General features: G+C 59.3%; 14 protein-coding genes. 6 read left to right on the top strand and 8 right to left on the bottom strand.

The genetic code is table 11. The features are described from left to right. Positions 1–38 precede the first annotated feature (38 nt). From SH410x_RS27790 to SH410x_RS27770, 5 genes are all read left to right on the top strand, one after another. Positions 39–1,415: a glycosyltransferase family 4 protein gene (locus tag SH410x_RS27790; RefSeq protein WP_473672776.1), complete on the top strand. Its 1,377-nt coding sequence runs from the start codon at positions 39–41 to the stop codon at positions 1,413–1,415. Positions 1,416–1,506: 91 nt separating this feature from the next. Continuing rightward, entirely contained in the window at positions 1,507–2,184 is a 678-nt protein-coding gene (locus SH410x_RS27785) for a DUF3299 domain-containing protein (RefSeq protein WP_473672774.1), read from the top strand. 67 nt (positions 2,185–2,251) lie between these two features. Further along, a complete protein-coding gene (locus tag SH410x_RS27780) occupies positions 2,252–2,866 on the top strand; it encodes a DUF3299 domain-containing protein (RefSeq protein ID WP_473672772.1) in 615 nt (204 codons plus the stop codon). 288 nt (positions 2,867–3,154) lie between these two features. Beyond that, on the top strand, positions 3,155–5,125 hold the full coding sequence (gene acs / locus SH410x_RS27775) for an acetate--CoA ligase (protein WP_473672770.1): 1,971 nt from the start codon (positions 3,155–3,157) through the stop codon (positions 5,123–5,125). Positions 5,126–5,251: 126 nt separating this feature from the next. Next, entirely contained in the window at positions 5,252–6,172 is a 921-nt protein-coding gene (locus tag SH410x_RS27770) for an EamA family transporter (protein ID WP_473672768.1), read from the top strand. 63 nt (positions 6,173–6,235) lie between these two features. Here SH410x_RS27770 and SH410x_RS27765 read toward each other — a convergent pair whose 3' ends face one another. From SH410x_RS27765 to SH410x_RS27730, 8 genes are all read right to left on the bottom strand, one after another. Further along, on the bottom strand, positions 6,236–7,216 hold the full coding sequence (locus SH410x_RS27765) for an SDR family NAD(P)-dependent oxidoreductase (RefSeq protein WP_473672766.1): 981 nt from the start codon (positions 7,214–7,216) through the stop codon (positions 6,236–6,238). 112 nt (positions 7,217–7,328) lie between these two features. Further along, positions 7,329–8,765, bottom strand: coding sequence for a hypothetical protein (locus tag SH410x_RS27760; RefSeq protein ID WP_473672764.1), 1,437 nt, complete (start codon positions 8,763–8,765; stop codon positions 7,329–7,331). Then, entirely contained in the window at positions 8,762–8,965 is a 204-nt protein-coding gene (locus tag SH410x_RS27755) for a hypothetical protein (protein WP_473672762.1), read from the bottom strand. The genes SH410x_RS27760 and SH410x_RS27755 overlap by 4 nt, the downstream gene beginning before the upstream one ends. A 181-nt stretch (positions 8,966–9,146) precedes the next feature. Next, the gene (locus tag SH410x_RS27750; protein ID WP_473677416.1) at positions 9,147–10,076 is read right to left on the bottom strand and encodes a sigma-70 family RNA polymerase sigma factor; all 930 of its coding nucleotides are present in this window, start codon (positions 10,074–10,076) and stop codon (positions 9,147–9,149) included. Between the two features lie 654 nt (positions 10,077–10,730). Further along, entirely contained in the window at positions 10,731–11,525 is a 795-nt protein-coding gene (locus SH410x_RS27745; RefSeq protein ID WP_473672760.1) for an inositol monophosphatase family protein, read from the bottom strand. Between the two features lie 4 nt (positions 11,526–11,529). Then, positions 11,530–12,651 carry a serine/threonine-protein kinase gene (locus SH410x_RS27740; protein WP_473672758.1) on the bottom strand — a complete coding sequence of 374 codons (1,122 nt, stop codon included), beginning with the start codon at positions 12,649–12,651 and terminating at the stop codon, positions 11,530–11,532. 158 nt (positions 12,652–12,809) lie between these two features. After that, a complete protein-coding gene (locus tag SH410x_RS27735; protein ID WP_473677415.1) occupies positions 12,810–13,850 on the bottom strand; it encodes an RluA family pseudouridine synthase in 1,041 nt (346 codons plus the stop codon). Positions 13,851–13,912: 62 nt separating this feature from the next. Next, positions 13,913–15,127, bottom strand: a complete 1,215-nt coding sequence (locus SH410x_RS27730; RefSeq protein WP_473672756.1) for a tetratricopeptide repeat protein — start codon at positions 15,125–15,127, stop codon at positions 13,913–13,915. A gap of 364 nt (positions 15,128–15,491) precedes the next feature. Between SH410x_RS27730 and SH410x_RS27725 the strand changes: the two genes are divergently transcribed. Next, positions 15,492–16,268, top strand: a complete 777-nt coding sequence (locus tag SH410x_RS27725) for an NRDE family protein (protein ID WP_473672754.1) — start codon at positions 15,492–15,494, stop codon at positions 16,266–16,268. Positions 16,269–16,740: the final 472 nt, after the last annotated feature.

Below are 16,740 nucleotides of genomic sequence, written 5' to 3'. Positions count from 1 at the left end.
ACATCTTTGTACAGTGATCTGATTTGAAAAGATCTGATTTGAAAATCGTATTTCTCACCGCCGGAGCCGCAGGCATGTACTGCGGCAGTTGCATGCACGACAACTCGCTCGCCAAAGCGATGCGGGCGATCGGCGATGACGTGCTGCTGCAGCCGGTCTATACGCCCATTCGCACCGACGAGCCCGGCATTGCGTCCGACCAAGTCTTCCTCGGCGGTATTCAGGTCTATCTGCTGCAGCAGCTTCCGATGCTGCGTTGGATCCCTCGCGGGCTGCGCTCGTGGCTCGATCGCCCCGGGATCATTCGGGCGGCGACCCGCAACGCCGTCGGGACGGATCCGGCCAAGCTCGGCGGTTTGACGCTGTCGATGCTGCGGGGCGAGCACGGACGCCAAGCCAGCGAGGTCGAACGGCTGGTCCACTGGCTCGAAACAGAGAACCGCCCCGACGCGATCATCCTCAGCAATCTGTTGATTGGTGGCGTCATTCCCTCGATCACCGAGCGGCTGCCCGACACCAAAATCATCGTGGTGTTGCAGGGCGACGATATCTTTCTGGACCAACTCCCCGGAGATGTCCGTCGCGAAGCGATCGCGTTGTGCCAGGAATTGGCGAAGAGTGTCGATACGTTCGTCACGTATAGCCGCTTCTACCGCGACAAAATGTGCGAGCTGCTGAATATCCCGGCGTCGAAGTTCGAGATCCATCCTCTATCGATCGATCTGAAGCCCTTTAGCACACGCGACGAATCGGGGAGCCGTGACGAATCGGGGAGTCGCGACGAATCGGGCAATGCGGGCGAAATGCCCACGGCATACGCGAAAGCCGGCGGCGAATTCCGGGTCGGTTACTTCGCCCGAATCGCACCCGAGAAAGGTTTGCATGTACTCGTCGAGGCTTTCGAGCGACTCGCTGGCGACCCGGATAACGCTCACATCACGCTGCACGCCGCTGGTTGGCTGGGCGATCACCACCGCCCGTACCTCGATGATCTTCATGGCAAGATGAAAGCGGCGAACTTAGCGGAGCGTTTTCTCTACCACGGCAGCCCATCGCTGGACGAAAAAGTGTCGCTGATGCGAAGCTTTGATTTGTTGAGTGTTCCCGCCCCCTACGAAGACCCCAAAGGGTTGTTTGTGCTCGAGGCCCTGGCGGCAGGGGTGCCGGTTTTGCAGCCCGCTCACGGGGCGTTTGTCGAGCTGATCGAGGCGACCGGCGGCGGCGAGTGCTTTCAACCACATGACGTCGGTGAGCTGGCCGAGCGAATTGTCGCCCTCAGCCGCAGCGCCGAGCGGTTGGCGGGATTTCAAGCCGTTGCCCAGAATCGATTGTCACAAAATCACAGCATCGAGGCCGCCGCCGCTCGCATGCACGAAACCTGCGTAGCGCGGCGAAGTGAATGCGAGCCTGCGTAACGGCTTAAACGCATCCGGCGAACCGCCACCCCGCTGCCCGCGTAGGCAATACACGGATTCCCCTTTCACCTTTTTCCACTCTTTGCAGCCAATGTCTACTGAAGTTCAACCGTTTTCCACTCCGGAAACCGTCGATTTTCCGTATCGGGCCATCAGTCGCGGAGCGATCTGGTCGATCGCGTTTTTCGTACTCGCCCTAGTGGGGTTGGTGCCGACGTTCGCTCCACTGCTGATTTTGGCGGTTCCAGGGATCGTCTTTGCCGCCTTTGGGCTGCGGTCGATCTCCCGGTACCCCGACGAGTACAGCGGTCACGGACTGGCGATGTTCGGACTCCTGGCTTGCTCGCTACTGTTCGTCGGCGGTGTCGGCCAGAACATCTACACCTTTCTGACGGAAGTTCCCGAAGGCTACGAGCGGGTGCAGTTCTATCAGTTGCAAGCCGATACCAAAGGCCAGGATCAGCCGACCGAGACAGCCATCGCGATTGACGGCAAACCGGTCTTTCTAAAGGGCTATATCCACCCCAGTAGCGGGAGCGGGATGCTGCGTCAGTTCATCTTGGTGCCTGACTTAGGCACGTGTTGTTTCGGGGGCCAACCCCGCAGCAGTGACATGATCGAAGTCAAGCTGCCACCCGGTCAGACCGTGCGTGCGAACTTGCTCAAACGAAAGTTAGCTGGGCAGTTCCATGTCAATCGTGTTGCCCAGAAGAAGGCTGATTTCGATCAAGCCCTCTTTTATAAAATGCAGGTCGACGAGTTTAAATGATCCCGCGGCCTGAGCGGGGGAATGCTACCCTGTTCAGAAAAGCCCACCCGCCCATATGGATTGCATGATGCCCAGATCGTTCCACGCCGCTTCATCCGCCCTCTTTGTGCCGCTCACGCTCATGGCCGTTGCGTTCGGCGCGAGTCTTTCATCGCCGGGGTTCGCCGACGAGCCCGCCGCCAAACCGCTGTCGATCATCGAGCAGCGACGTGCGATCATGCGTGGCGACGCGGCGGGGCGCACCAAGGTCGAGGAGCGCAAAAGCAGCCAGGCCGACCTGGAGAAGGGGGACATCTCCTTCGATGACCTCAAGTTCGATATCGAGAAAGATGAAGCCTTCGATGCGAAAAAAATGACCGACACGCTGCGGTTCCTCAACGGCCGGACGGTGAAACTGAGCGGTTACATCCTGCCCAGCACACTGTTCAAGGAAACCGACATCAGCGAGTTCGTGCTCGTTCGCGACAATCAAGAGTGTTGCTTTGGTCCTGGTGCGGCGCTGTTCGATTGCGTGATGATCGAAATGGTTCCAGGACAGACCACCGACTTTGTCACCCGCCCGGTCACCGTGAAAGGCAAATTTGTCTTTGATCCGAAAAAGTACCAGTACCCGCCTGGAGTCGGCCCGAGCGGAGCCAGCCATTTCGCGGTCTTCCGCATTGAAGGCGTGCAGGTGAAGTAGCTGGGGGCCATTGTCCAGCGCGCGAACTCCGGCGGCGGTTCGCCGAAAAGACCCCTCCCACGGGAGGCAAGGGTCTCATCCTGCGTTCAAAAATGCCTCACGGCCGTGGCCCGGAGGGGCGACAGCATTGGTACCTGCTGTGTTGCTGACGCCCCCCGGCTATCTGCCGCCGTCGCTTAGCGACGGATCCTAGGGGCGTAAATCGCGCTGCTCTCGCATGCTATGGGCTCGAGATGTTAAGCTAGTCGGCCCATTCACAAATTCCTCTTACAACCTACCTGCCTGCCGATGACTTCCCAGCCTGCCGATGCATCTCAGAGTGGCTCGATCGATCACGTTTTGAATGAGGACCGAGTCTTCCCGCCGCCCGCGGAGTTCACGAAAAACGCCATGATATCGAGCGAGCAGCAGTACGAAGACCTGGTCGCTGCTGCCCGTGATACGCCTGATGAGTTTTGGCGAAAAGAGGCACTCGAGCACCTGCATTGGTTCGAGCCGTTCGGTGACGTGTGTCAGTGGGAAGCACCCAATGCGAAATGGTTTGTCGGTGGCAAAACCAACGCGTGTTACAATTGTGTCGATGCTCACGTCGAGGCTGGCCGCGGTGACAAAATCGCGATCATTTGGGAGGGTGAGCCTGGCGATGGTCGCACATTGACCTACCGCGAATTGCAGACGGAAGTGGCCAAATGCGCCGAGGCGTACCAGCAACTCGGAGTTGGGAAGGGTGACGTCGTCAGCATCTACATGCCGATGACCCCCGAGCTCGCCATCGCGATGCTGGCCTGTGCACGAATCGGCGCGATTCACTCAGTTGTTTTCGCTGGATTCAGTGCCGAATCGATCGCCGATCGCAACAATGATGCGTCAGCGAAACTGATGATCACTTCCGATGGTCTGTACCGCCGCGGCAAGGTCTTGCCGTTGAAAGCGACGGTCGACGAAGCGCTCGCCAAGTCAACGAGCGTGCAGAAGTGCTTGGTGCTCCGCCGTACCGGCACCGAGATCCCGATGACCGAGGGACGCGATGTTTGGTGGCACGACGTGGTCGACACCCAGCCGGGCGAGTTGCCCGCCGTACCGCTCGATAGCGAAACGCCGCTGTTCATCCTGTACACATCCGGCAGCACTGGCAAACCCAAGGGGATTCTGCACACCACGGCGGGGTACAACCTGTGGGCGCGGCGAACGTTCGAGTGGGTATTTGACTATCGCGACGACGATATCTTCTGGTGCACGGCCGATTGTGGCTGGATCACCGGTCACTCCTACATCGTGTACGGCCCCATGACGGCGGGGGCGACATGCATGATGTATGAGGGCGCCCCGAACCATCCGGCCGAAGATCGCTTTTGGGATATCGTCGAACGGCACAAAGTCACGGTGCTGTACACCGCTCCGACCGCCGTTCGCGCCTTCATCAAATGGGGGGATGAGCATGTCGACAAGCACGACTTGTCGAGTCTGCGTCTGCTCGGCAGCGTCGGCGAGGGCATCAATCCCGAAGCCTGGATGTGGTACCACGAAAAAATCGGCGGCGGTCGCTGCCCGATCGTGGATACCTGGTGGCAGACCGAAACAGGCGGCATCATGATGAGCCCGCTGCCAGGCATCACACCGACCAAGCCCGGTTCGTGTACGAAGCCGCTGCCCGGTGTGATTCCGGCCATTGTCGACGAACTCGGTCGTGAAGTGGACAGCGAACATGGTGGCAAACTGTGCATTTCGAAGCCGTGGCCGGGTATGTTGCGTGGCATCTGGGGCGACCCCGAGCGATTCGTCGAGCAATACTTCAGCGACGTCCCTGGCCAATATCTGACGGGCGACAACGCGCGTTGCGACAGTCACGGGTACTATTGGATCATGGGCCGGATCGATGATGTGATCAATGTTTCGGGCCACCGTCTGAGCACTATCGAAGTCGAGAGCGCGCTGGTGTCGCATCCCGACGTGTGCGAGGCCGCAGTGGTGGGGCGTCCCGATGATCTTAAAGGCCAGGCCATCGCCGCCTTCGTCACGACGACGGGTCGTGAGGCGGACGAGGGGTTCTTGAAAGAACTCAAGATGCACGTGCGCAAGCAGATCGGTGCGTTAGCCCAGCCTGATGACATTCGCATCACCTCGGCGCTGCCAAAAACACGCAGTGGCAAGATCATGCGGCGACTGCTGCGAGATGTCGCTGCTGGCCGCGAATTGGTCGGTGATACGTCCACGCTGGAAGATTTGGCCTCGATCTCGCAATTGCAAGATTCGGAGTGATTGCGGTTTAGCGGCAGTGTCGTAGGATGGCCCTTGTCCCGTCCTGGATCCGCGTGCTCGCTCGGGACAATCGTCCCGAGCTATGCAACCCAGCCGAGCGTTGTCAAAATTGGATAATCCGCAGCCATGACATGGATGGTACTGACGCTGATCTCGGCGTCGCTGCTGGGGCTGTACGATGTGGCCAAAAAGGTTGCGGTCCGTGGCAATGCTGTGCCGGTCGTGCTGCTGCTGAGTGTGAGCGTCGGCGCCGTGATTTGGTCGGTCGTGTTGATGCTGCAATCGGTGATGCCGGGCGCGGGCTGGCCGAGCTGGTTGCGTGTGGATCGGATCGACCGGTGGGGCCACTTAGCCTTGGCGGCGAAATCGGTTTTAGTCGGGGCATCGTGGACGCTCGCGTTTCACGCGCTCAAAGAGCTCCCGCTGTCGATTGCGGCGCCGATTCGATCGACCAGTCCGCTGTGGACCCTGTGCATCGCCATTGCGTTTCTCGGTGAACGACCGGCGCCGATGCAGTGGCTGGGCATCGCGATTGTGCTGGGGGCGTTCTGGGCCCTGTCCATCGTGGGGGCGCAGGAGGGGATTCGCTTTCGCAGCGATCGCGCTGTGTGGTGGATGATCGCGGCCACGATGCTCGGTGCGATCAGTTCGGTGTATGACAAGATTCTGCTGCAGGGGTTCGGTTACAGCCCGGCAACCGTGCAGGCGTGGTTCACCCTCTATCTCGTGCCCGTGATGCTGCCGCTGGCGGTGCGCTGGTATCGCGAGCAAGACACCGGTGGTGCGAGACCCAAAGCGAAGTTTGAGTTTCGGCCCTCGATTCTATTGATCAGCCCGTTATTGCTCGCCGCCGACTTGGCGTACTTCACGGCCCTGTCCGACCCCAGTGCACTGCTCGCGGTGGTCTCACCGCTACGGCGTGGCAGCGTAATCATCGCCTTGATTGCAGGCAGTCGGATGAGTGGCGAACTGAACCTGCGGCGCAAAATCGTGTGCGTGCTCGGGATCTTAGTCGGCGTCGTGCTGCTGATGCTCTTTGGCGAGTAGGGGGCTCTCCAAGGCACGCATCTGAATCAGTTCGTCGGAGCTCAGGGGGATTCCCGCGGCTCATCACGGCAGCAGCAGTTCGCTCGACCACGGTTGGTGCTCGCGGTACCAATCCACGGACGCATCGATACCCTGATCGAGTTCGACACAGGGGGTCCAGCCGAGCAGATCACGGGCTTTGGTGATGTCGGCCGAAGTGATTTTGATGTCAGCTTTGTGGAACGTCTTGTATTCAATCTTGGCCTTCTTGCCCAGTCGCTCTTCGAGCATCCCGATGACGGTGTTGAGGGAAACAGGCGTTCCTCCGCCGCCAAGATTGATGACTTCGTAGCCGACGGGTTTGAGGGCGGCGATGGTACCCGAGGCGATGTCCGAGACGTAGGTGAAGTCACGCGACTGCTCACCATCACCGAACAATTCGATGGGCGTGCCTTCATCGATCCACTTGATGAACCGGAAGATGCACATGTCGGGTCGGCCAGCCGGCCCGTACACGGTGAAATAGCGACAGACCGATACATCGATGTCGTAGAGATGGTGATAGGCATATGCCATCGCCTCGGCAGCCTTCTTGCTTGCTGCGTAGGGAGAGATGGGCGTATTGACGGGCAGGGTCTCGACGAACGGCATCGGTTGGCCCGCGTACAGTGACGAGGTCGAAGCGAGGACGTATTTCTTCACGCCGTGCTGCTGCATCTGCTCGAGCAGGTTCAAACTGCCCATGGCATTGGTGGTCATGTACACATGCGGGTTCTCCATGCTGTACCGCACGCCCGCCCGGGCCGCGAGATTCAACACGCCATCGAACCGATGTCGTTCAAAGAGATTTTGCAGCGTCGCGATGTCTTCGATGTCTCCCCGGACAAATTCGAATTGTTCGGGACCACGAGCTTGCAACCGTTCCAGCCGATGCTGCTTCAGCCGCACGTCGTAGTAGTCATTGATATTGTCGATGCCAACGACCTTGTGCCCCGCGTCCATGAGCTGGACGGCGACTTCGTTAGCAATGAATCCTGCGCAGCCGGTAACAAGATAAGTGGCCATGATGCGATGCGGGTGAAAGAAGGGGATTGTTTGGAACCGAATAGTTTAGCTTGTGGGCAGACTTAGAACAGACGCCAGGGGTGGTGCCCGGCGCACTCTCCACGCCGGTGATTCAATCCAGCCTTTGTTTGCGAAGCTGCCCGTCGTAGTCGCGAATGATCGCGTCGTAATCTCGCTGGATCCGTTCGGCAACGTTGATCCCCGCCTGCGCGTCGCGAATGACTGCAAACGCTTTGGACAAGGTGTTGGGATTCGTGGTCGTTTCGCTCAGCAAGACTCGCCCGACGTCATCGCTACCCGCCTCCGTTTGCAACAGCGTCATTGCGCCCGCGTCGAGACGTAGTTGCCGAGTCAGTTTATCGATGCGGTTGGGGGCCACGATCCCGATTGCCGACGTTGGCAGCCCACGCAGGACGCTCTGAATCTCGGAATTCGATGAGACGAGAAACACGCGGGTGTGCTGGAATTGCGGTGATGCCAAGGCGGGTAACGCCTGTATCCAGGTTTGCAGCCACGCCGACCGGTCAGACGGATCGGCAGGCGGAACGGCGATGAGCAGATACTCATTCCCTGTCCAGCGGATCCCCTGTCGTTCTGAAACGGCCTGTGTGAGGGGCCGCAGCGAAACCCTGCGGCCGATCAGTTCCGAAGGCGGCGGTGGTGGCAGTGGCACGAACGCACGAACCCGTTTCGGCTGGCGCGGCGGAGTCGCGAACGCTGAGATGCGGCCCGACGATGGCGGCTGGAACGTTGCCGACTGCAGTTCGAGGCGGAGCGACCAACCGCTGCGGTCGATTCCCGCTCCACTCGCCCCGAGATCAGGTAGCGGTAACTCGACGCGGCGAATCAAACTGGTATTGGCATCAATCCAAAATACAAATCGCTCGGACTTGGACGTGACCGCAATGCGCTGCAGCTCAACATTGTCAATCGACGCGGGGCGGAGCCACTCAAACTGCGTTTGGGGCTCGAAGAGTTTTTGCATGGGATGGTCGGCGAGCAGCCACTCCAGTTGTGGTGGAGGTCCCGCGAGTCCCGCTGAGAGGCGTGCGCGGAGCACCTCATCGTTCAAAACCCGCGGGAGCGGCAAGCGATCGGTCACCGGCGATCGCCACTCATTCCTGAGGACCTGCGCGTCGAAGTGAGAACTCTGCGGCTCATCGAACCAAGCCGTCATTTCGATCTGATCGACATCAGGATTCGACGTGTCGGTATCGACCGACACATGAATCCTCGCTGTGTATGCTTCAACGGTGAGTTCATGCGGGTCGAAATGGACGCTCAACGGAGCGGTCTCGATTTCGCTGGAATTGAAATTGTTCGCCCCGGGGGCCTGCAGGATGACTTTGCCGCGGTCATCGTAATACGACGTGACCTGGTAGCGGCGAAAAACATCCTTTAACCGGGTTTCTGCATCAACATTGGGCGGCGCAACGGCGGTGGCTGGTCGTGGGGGAGTCGTCGCCGGTCGGCAACCGGCGGCCACAAATAGCGTGAGGACGAACAGCGTCACGACCCGTCGTCGAGTGCTGAGAAACGACAACGTCATGAGTCCTTGGCGTCCTTTCCCGTTCGCAATGATTCCAGCTTCACCGGCTTGCACAGCAAACGCTTTTCATGAGCGGCACGACCACACTTTCGGCAAATCAGCGTGGCGCAGGCGATCTGCTCGGCGAGCAGTGGGAGAACGTTCTCGAGCGTGTCTCGGTCCCACTTGCAGATTGCTTTTTTAGGCAGTTTCGCAGACATGCGGAATGGATCGTGGGATGCGGGAGAATGGGGCCGTCGGCGGAACTCCCATAGTTATACACCAATCGCCGACAAAACCATCCCGATTTCGCTGAGCCCGCTGAGCCCGCTGAGCCGCTGAGCCGCTGAGCCGCTGAGCCGCTGAGCCGCCGGGCCGCTTGCCCGCGACGGGCGTTTTCGTTCAGGAGCACTGCTCGCATTCCAATTCGGCCAGATCGCTGGTCGCAGCCATCGCCCTCAATTTGTCCATCGCCCGGCGTTCGAGCTGTCGGACACGCTCCTTCGACACGCCCAACCGATCGGCGAGGGATTGCAGCGTACGGACGCGGCGGTGAGAACCCAGCGAGAAACGTGAACGAATGATGAGTTTCTCTCGGCGATCGAGATCTCCCAGCATCGCTCCGAGTCGGCTGCGCAGTTCATGCCAACGCTTTTCGCTGATCGCTGAGCTGCGGTCGTCTTCGCTGATGTCGATATCGAGGTCTTGCAAACCACCGGTGACTCGCTGGCGTTCTTGTTGTCGCAGCACAACCGTTCGGTACGCGTTTCGACGCACAACTTGAGTCGCGTAGGTGCTGAACCGGAAGCCACGTTCAAAATCGAATTTTTCAACGCCACGCAGCAATGCGACGATTCCATCGCTCAGTAGCTCGTCAAAGGGATTGTTTGGATTGACAAGTTTCTTGACGATGGAGAACACCAAACGCAGGTTGGCCTCGAGGATCCGGTCGCGGTGCCAGTCGGCCAATGCCAAGTACAGATCGATCAACTCGAGTCGCGATCGAGAGGGGTGATCAGGGTTGAGGACACTGCGGTGAATCGCTGCTTGCTGACGTAGATAGTTCATCCGCTCAAAAAGCCGTTCTTCTTGCTCCGATGTCAGCAAAGCGGCTTCGCAGAGGCGTCCGAGATGGATCGGTAAGTTCACGTCGCTCCGGCGGCCCGCAGCAACCCCAGGTGCCGACTGGCGATCGGCCAACCCCAGTGGTGTCGAAAAAATTCGTTTCCCTTCGCGGATCGAACTGAACCTTTCGTTGCCCATGAAGTCGATTTCATGTCGCAGACGCCGTTTGGTCAGTGAGCGTACCTGCTTGAAATCGAGAGCTTCCATCTTCTGCAGTCGGCCTTGGATATCGGCAAGCGGGCGGGCAAGCTCATGACAACTGAGCCATGACGGATGGCGGGTTGAAAGGGTGGATGCCGTCACATCCTTCAACAGTGCTTCCGCCGGTGCCGCGGAGAGCGTTCGGGCTGTTGTCGGTGAACTCATGCGGTCGCTTAGTCCATTGCAGGGGGGAATTGTCAGTCGGCGTTGACGAACCGCTACCATGCAGATATCCGGTTGCATTGTCGCGGTCTGCTCGGGAGACCAAGACACAACGTCGACACATTCTGTGTCAGCACCAGACGGAAGCGATTACGGTGCCATATCGAGCGTAAACGCCAGTAGATGGGCGTCGGGCGTTGGCGTGACTGTCCGCTTAGGGTGTCTTTAAGGGCGTACGTGATCCGCTGGTGGCGTTTACAGGATGCGGTGATGCCACTGGGGAGATGTGGCAGAAAGCAGAGGATCTTCTCAAGAATTGAATCGGGATCCCGATCCGGCGCGCGCCTATGAAGATACTTGCAGACCTACCTGCAAGGAGTTTCCGGAAACTCGGCTGTTCAGGGGCCGTGCCTGGACAGTTTCTGGCCACCGCGGCACGGTGAACTGCAACACGGTGAACTGCAACACGGTGAGCGGCCGCGCAGTGAAGAGTGGCTCTTAGCGGAGTTGTTCAGTAAGAGCGGTGTGGAGTTCCGGAGTGGCGGTGACCGCGAATTTCGGTGCCCAGTCATCGAATGCACCGCCATCGTGCCCGGTGAGTACCGCACCGGCCTCGCGTGCGATCACGATCCCGGCGGCGGAGTCCCAAGCGGCCACGTTGGTCGCCCAGTACGCGTCGAGTCTGCCGTCGGCGACATAGCACATGTTCAGCGCGCACGAACCTAACCGGCGCAGCGACTGGCATCGCTCGACCACGCGGAGGAACCGGCCGATCTCCGGTGAATCGCGTGTCACGCCCGCGCGAAAACTGCACGCCACCAGACTTTGGTCGAGCGCTGTGGTGTCGCTGGTTTTCATCAATCGATCGTTGCAGCGAGCACCCTGGCCTTCGATTGCAGTGAAGCAATCCTGGCTGATCGGATCGAGAATCACACCGAGCCGCATCTTGCCCCGGGCGTAGAGTCCGATTGAGACCGCGAATCCCTGCAAGCCGTGGACATAATTGACAGTGCCGTCGAGTGGGTCGACGACCCAGCAAGGCGCTGCATCGAGTTCGCCGGCCCGGACGTCAGCGGGCGGCTCGTTTTCGCCTTCCTCTTCGCCCACAAATGCATAGCTCGGGTAGGAGCTTTCGAGGATCTCGCGAATCGCATTCTGTGCGGCCAGATCGGCATCGGTGACGAGATCCTTGGGACCCTTCTCACTCACCACGCGATTTTTGTATCTCGCCATCAGCTCCTCTGCGGCGGCACGTGCAGCGGTGAGGGCGACGTGCAGATGATCGTTATCCATGAAATCAGTCGTTTTCGAGATGCCGTAGTTCTTCGAGCCAAAGACGGATGTCGTTGTCGTACTCGGTCGACATGTTACTGAGGATCAACTGGCGATGAAACGCCGCGGCACCACCCTGCTCAACATGCTCAGCCACCTCAGCACTGAGGAATCTCAGGCTCGGGTCGGGCGCGATCAGACCACGCAGGAAATTCATCAGCAACTGATTGCGGAGCACCTCTTCGGGCAGGATGCGATCGAGGTTCTTGGGCAGCTCCCATTTTGCTTTCAGGAATTCGGCCAAGCTGGTCATTCCCGAACAGGGATTGACCCCGGCGAGCAGTTCGATCAGGACGTAGCCGAGGCTCGCCAAGTCACTGCGGGGCGTCGCGGGCCGGTTTTCAAGCACTTCCGGTGCGGCGTAGATCGGCGTGCATTCCCGATCGTTTGGCGGGTTGCGGTAGTCGATCGAAGACCCCATGTCGATCAACTTCGCGTGCCCGCTTCGCTTTAGCATGATGTTGGCAGGTTTGACGTCGCCGTGAACGATGCCTTCCCGGTGCAGTGCCGCCAGCGCCGCGAGGCATTCGCGGACAATCGCCACTGCCACGCCCGCTTTGAATCGCGACTGCTCAACGCCCTCGGTCATGATCACATCATTGATGTACCGCCAGCGTTTGGGGTGAACGTAGTCACGCAGTAGCTCAAGACAGGGGGGCATCACCAGCTGCCGCAAGTCATAGCCGTCAATCCATTCCATGAGCATGACGCGAATGCGGTCGCGCTCGAAAAAGTTCTGCACGTCGAGCAGATTGTCGTGCTGGATCATCGCCACGCGGGCGGCGATCGAAGCGACCCGCTGCATGGCTTCATCGTATGCGCGGGCGTCTTTGAAGCGTTCGGGCGAAAATATTTTCATCGCCACGGGGACGGTGAATCCATCCGTGCCGCGATACTCCGTCAGGTAGACTTCCCCCTGCCCGCCACGGCCAAGCATCCGCAGCAGGCGATAATGGCCCGTCCACGAAACCTTGCGGTCGCGGGTGAGTTCGTCATACCGATTAACGAGTTTCGGATCGCTCGTTTGAGATTGAGCGCCGAGATAAGTGATCGTGGGCGTGGGTTCGAAACGGGTGGTCGCTGGCATGGCTATAGGCCGATTGTGGCGGCTTCCTTGTCACCTTGATTCGCTTTTCCTGAGAAAGAGTACAGATGCAAATGCGTAGGAAGGGTTCGCAATCCGCCAACGTCTTTCCATTTTGCAATGAAGTATAGCCCAACTCGTCCGCTAGCACGAACCGAAGTTCAGCCGAGTAACGCGATTACTCGCTGCAAGTCGGCTGGTAGGGGGGCTGTGAAGGTCATCTCAGTCTGCGTTTGTGGATTCAGAAATGTTAGCTTGTGAGCGTGCAGTGCTTGGCGATCCAAGATGATCTCGTTCGGATCGGCGGTCGTTGGTCCGTCACCAGCGTTTTGCGGCGGAATGGATGCCAGTGGCTGGCCGGCCGCACGTGCCAAGGCATCTCGCGTCAGCGTCGCGTGCCCCGCATAGAGCCGATCGCAGAGGATCGGACAGCCGATATGAGCCAAGTGAACGCGAATCTGGTGGGTTCGGCCCGTTCGGGGCGACACCTTGACCTGCGTGACTCGCCCATGGCGGGTCATCACTTCATAGAACGTGGACGCCGGCTTGCTGGACTCATGATTTTCTCGAATGGCCTGTTTGTCGCGTTGGTAGGGGTGTCGACCGATCGGAGCATGGACCCAATCGCGATCCCGATCGAGCCGGCCAGCTGTGATCGCGAAGTAGGTTTTCTTGACCTTGCGGTCGTGCCACTGGGCTGCCAGATGTAGGTGCACGGCATTGTTTTTCGCCACGGCGATCACGCCGCTGGTGTCGCGGTCGAGCCGATGCACGATGCCGGGTCGGGTCGGCCCGCCGACATCCGAGAGTGATTGAAAACGAAACGCCAAGGCGCTGGTCAGCGTACCGGTCCAGTTGCCACGGGCGGGATGCACGACCATTCCGGCTGGCTTGTTGATGACGACCAGTCCGTCGTCTTCGTAGAGAATGTCCAGCGGGATATTCTCGGGGACCGTGTCGTCACAGGCGGGCTCAGGCAACCGGAATCGGACGCGTTGGCCGCTACGTACCTTGAAGCTCGGACGCACCACGCGCCCATCGATCTCGCTACCGTCGTTTTGCACCGCCAGCCGGATCTGCGAGCGGCTGAATCCGTCGCAAACCTGGGTCAGGAAAAGGTCAATGCGAGTCCCATCGGCAGAGTCAGGGACGACAAATTCACGCACGACGTGGCTGTCTGCGGCCAAAGGCTGATCGGGCATCCGACCGTGCGGCGCCGTGTGGTCGTCGCCGGAGGATGCCGGCTCAGGACCGGAGGAGTTGCTCAAGAGTTTGACGGTGCCACCAGGTCGACCGCCTCGTCCGTTTCGCCACCGGCTGATTCGGATTCATCGGCAGCGGGCTTAGCTGGCTCTGTCGCGGGATCGGCTGGCTTCTCGGCAGCGGGTTCGTCCGCAGCGGGTTTGTCTGCAGCTGGCTCGCCCTCGGCAGGCTTGTCTGCAACCGGTTCGTCTGCAGCAGGTTTGTCTGCGGCTGGCTCACCCTCGGCGGGTTGACTGGCTTCTGCTTCCATCGGCTCGCTCGCGGCAGGTGCGTCGCTCGCTTCGTCGCTGGGTGCTTCGTCGCCTGCTGGTTTTTCCTCAGCGGGTTTTTCTTCAGCGGGCATTTCTTCAGCGGACGGTTCGCTAGCGGCCTTTGGATCGGCGGCCTCATCGCTGGTTGCACTCGAGCCCTCCTCACTGGCGGGTGCCGGGGCGGCTGTCTCTTCGCTTTCGGTTTGCACAGCGGCGGCCTCGTCCATGGCTTCTTCTGCAGCGGACTCGGACGCTGGCGGGCCGGGGATTTCGAGATCGGGGAAGTCCAGGTTCGGCAGGTCCGGCAGCATTTGGTCCGAAGGCAATGCGGGTGGCAAGCTCGGATCCGCAGGCGTGAAGTCCTGTTTGTCAAACCAAGTCATGAACGACTTGGCGGCAGGCTTTGAGAGCAGTTTGATTCGCTGCTGCGCTTCAGTCATCATCTCCACGGACTCACCCGCGTCCATTGTCGCTTCGTAGTGCGTGATGGCTTTGTCGGTCTCGCCGAGCGATTCAGCGATCCTCGCTAGACCGTAGTTGGCGCGGGACTGAATTAATGTGTCCGTGCTGAGCGACAGCGCCTCTTCATATGCCGAACTGGCTTCATTGAGTAGTTCTTCCGCTTCATCGCGACTGGTAAACAGAGCGTTGATACCGGCTCCCATCTTTTGGCTGCCCTGATACAGGCGGGCCCATGCCGCCATCGGCGTCTCGGGATACGTGGCCGCGACGGTGGCCAGCGTCTCGCTGTCACCTCGAACCGATCCCTCGATCAACTGATAGGTCGCATCGCTGCGGTGCTCGGCTTGCAGACTCGAGTAAAACCCCCAGCCCAGCAGTCCGATGAAGGCAACGGCAACGGCCGCGGCGATCGGTTTGGAGTACGGCTCGATCTTCGCATTGATGCGGTCGAGGACCGAGGCTAGTTCGTTCTCCTGAAGTTCATGGCGTCGCTCGCTATTCATAGGGGGGTCGGTCCAAGCCGTTAGAGAAAATTCCGTTGAAACATACGCCATCGCTGCGCTGCGGGCGAGAGTATAGAAACCTCGCCATGGGAGCGTCAAGGCAATCATGGCCCCGCCGGCAGCGTGAAATGGACGAGATTTACCCCCCCCACCGGCTGTTAATCGACAAACTCTGCCATTTCTCAGAATAAAACACATGCAAACCACCCGTTAGGGTGGTGTGTCGGCGAATGGTGCGTAGTTACATTGTGACCCACGTGAATCACACCAGGCTCTCCTTCAAGGGAGAATGATCTCTCGAGCGAGGGCGATTGCGTGCGTGAGACTGGAAATCACTGATCTTTGAAAGTTGGATGTCTCCCTGATGTGCTTACTAGCTGTTCAGTACCGTTTGGTCCCCGAAAGTCCTATCCTCGTCGCGGCCAATCGCGAGGAGTATGTCGATCGACCGAGTCAAACTCCGTCGATTCAGTCGGGTAAACCTCGTGTGCTCTGTGGAATCGATCAAAAAGGCGGCGGTACTTGGTTGGGTGTCAATCAAAACGGCCTGTTCGTCGGATTGACTAACCGTGCTACTGCGACCCCCTTGTTTGGTCAGCGATCGCGAGGCCAGCTCGCGATGGACCTATTGCGCTGTACCTCGTCTCGCAAGGCGCTTGAAAAGGCCCATGCCGAGTTTGCGAAAAATCGCTATGAAGGTTGCAATATCATCATCGCCGATGCGAAAGCGGGGTATGCGATCCATGCTGACGAGCGACAGGAAGTCGTGGAGTTGCAGGAAGGGCTGAATATCATCGGCGCCCGCAATCTCAACGACCCCGAAGATCCGCGGGTGCAGCTTGCTCGTCGTCTGCTGACACTGCAAACCCTCGATTCGCCCGTCAAGTTTTTGGCCGTGGCCAGCAAGGTGTTCGCTCGCGCACCGGTCGGCCCAGGCCGTCCGAGCATGATCGTTCGCAATGGTGACTACGCTACCGTATGCAGCACGTTGATCGCCCTGGGCGTCAAGCCTCGTGATGCGATCTATCAGTTCAGCAATGGTGCGCCGGATCAGAACAAGTACGAGGATTACTCGCCAATGCTGCGTGATATCCTCAGTCGTGGCCTGCGGGAAGCCCGCACCAAGGCCAAGGTTTCCTAAGTCAGGCTTCCTGAGGTCAGGTGCCCTGAGGCATGTTCCATGTCCAGGTTCGCGGGGGATTGAGTGTCCGCGGCTGGGCTTGATGGTGTGGTCATGCAGCGGCGAAATTGAGGTCGCTAACTCGACTCAATGCCGGGCAGGTGATTGGATTGCCGCCATCTCGAAAAGATCACGGTCTTGTTTGTGGTGATACCGCTCGTGTGCAGCGGAGCGACGCCTACTTTCAGGGATGAAGAGACGTGTGCGCCGACGAGACGGAGGTTTTAGGGCTAATCTCGAGATTCTGTCCCTGAACTTAGGCGCATCTGCTTAGCTCCAGTTTCCAATATGTTTTCAAAGAAGCGTCCCTGTCGAACGAATGTTCGGTAGGGACTGGCAACACCATTGGCGTACCATCGACCGGGATATTCCTGGCCAAGCCCGCACCTCTGCAGAGCTTCGCTCCGTTTTTCCCGGTAGCCCCCGTCTGTCG

The sequence above is a fragment of the Rhodopirellula sp. SH410 genome (assembly GCF_055811895.1).
Note: the sequence above shows the minus strand (reverse complement) of the source record. Positions and strands in the feature narration are given on the sequence as shown.